This is a genomic window from Phenylobacterium sp., from assembly GCF_030693805.1.
GTDB lineage: Bacteria > Pseudomonadota > Alphaproteobacteria > Caulobacterales > Caulobacteraceae > Phenylobacterium.
This window is the reverse complement of the sequence record NZ_JAUXZW010000124.1, coordinates 1-1,194: the sequence shown is the minus strand read 5'-3', so window position 1 is coordinate 1,194 and position 1,194 is coordinate 1. Positions and strand designations below refer to the sequence as shown.

2 protein-coding genes are annotated in these 1,194 nt (G+C 60.8%); both read left to right on the top strand.

What is annotated here, in order from left to right:
- A partial coding sequence (locus Q8M88_RS05530) for a hypothetical protein (RefSeq protein WP_305595246.1) occupies positions 1 to 296 on the top strand: 296 nt, incomplete at its 5' end.
- Positions 297 to 884: 588 nt separating this feature from the next.
- Positions 885 to 1,194, top strand: a 310-nt coding sequence (locus Q8M88_RS05525) for a helix-turn-helix transcriptional regulator (RefSeq protein ID WP_305595245.1), incomplete at its 3' end; no start/stop codon positions are given.

The window sequence follows — 1,194 nt, the reverse complement described above, 5'->3', positions numbered from 1 at the left end:
ACTGGATGTTCAGCGACGTGTCATACCGAAAGGCGCTGGCCGACCTGATCGTGGCTGTGCGCCGTGTCCAGATCGACTTGCGCATCCCAGCCACCCTGACCGATGTCCAGATTGCGGGGAAGCTCTTGCGGAACTACGGCTTCTGGACGGTTCCACGCCCGACGACGACCTGGGAGAAAACCCGCGTGCTGAGCCGCTTCCTGGCCACCTACGCAACGATCTTCATGAAGGCCCGCAAAACCGTTCGCAACGAACGCCTGCACACGCGCCAGCAGAGTGCGCGGGCACACACATGACCAACAGTTGGACCAAGGTCCGCCAGATCGAGCGGGCCTGCATCGCATCTTGAACCTCTCAAAACTCAGTTTGGCCCTCTGTTCAGCGTTCGTTGTGACAGCGGGAGGAACAGATCGGTCAAGCGGCTGCCTCGTGGTGGACACTGCGTTGGTCAACTTATCCCAAAAGCGCCTGCTTAAACCTGTGGAAAACTGCGGGCACAACTCCCCCAGGCCGCAGCGGCATTGACTTGCCAAGCAGTGCGCAAAAATCAGGCAGAAACAAGATTCGGTGGATTCGGGGGCTGGCGTGGCGGAGCCAAATGCCCAGAGGCAAGTAAGAACGCGTTGTCGTCACTGATCTAGGCAACCAGTGCTCGTCCTGCCACGGGTCCCTCGAGTAGGTGATTGGAGCGAGCGTTGCCGGCACCCGTCAGTTGCGACATTCCAGCATCAGGTGCAGCCGAGCTGCCTGCTCCGCCAGAGCAGGTCACTTCGTCTCCACGGCAGCGCCTGTTCTGAGGCTGAAGCGCTCCGGAAATCGCATCCCATCAGAAATTACAGAATACAATTCAAGAACAAATTGGCATCTGTATTTTCCAAATCTTTATGCCCAAGCCCAGCGCGTCACTGGCGTTTTTGCCTCCAGCCGTCGAAAACCAGTTGGCAGAGTTGGGCGCCAATCTGCAAATAGCGCGCAAGCGGCGTGGTGAGTCGCGCGCGGCATGGGCGTCGCGCCTGGGCGTCACGTCGCCCACGCTGCTGCGCATGGAGCGTGGTGATCCCAAGGTCTCGATGGGCACCTACGCCACCGCACTTTGGCTCAGCGGGCGGCCCGATCAGTTGCCCCTCGCGGCGGCCCCCCAGCTGGTCTACGCCGCAGCCGAAGCAGAGGCACGCAAGGTCTCCGGCGCGGTTC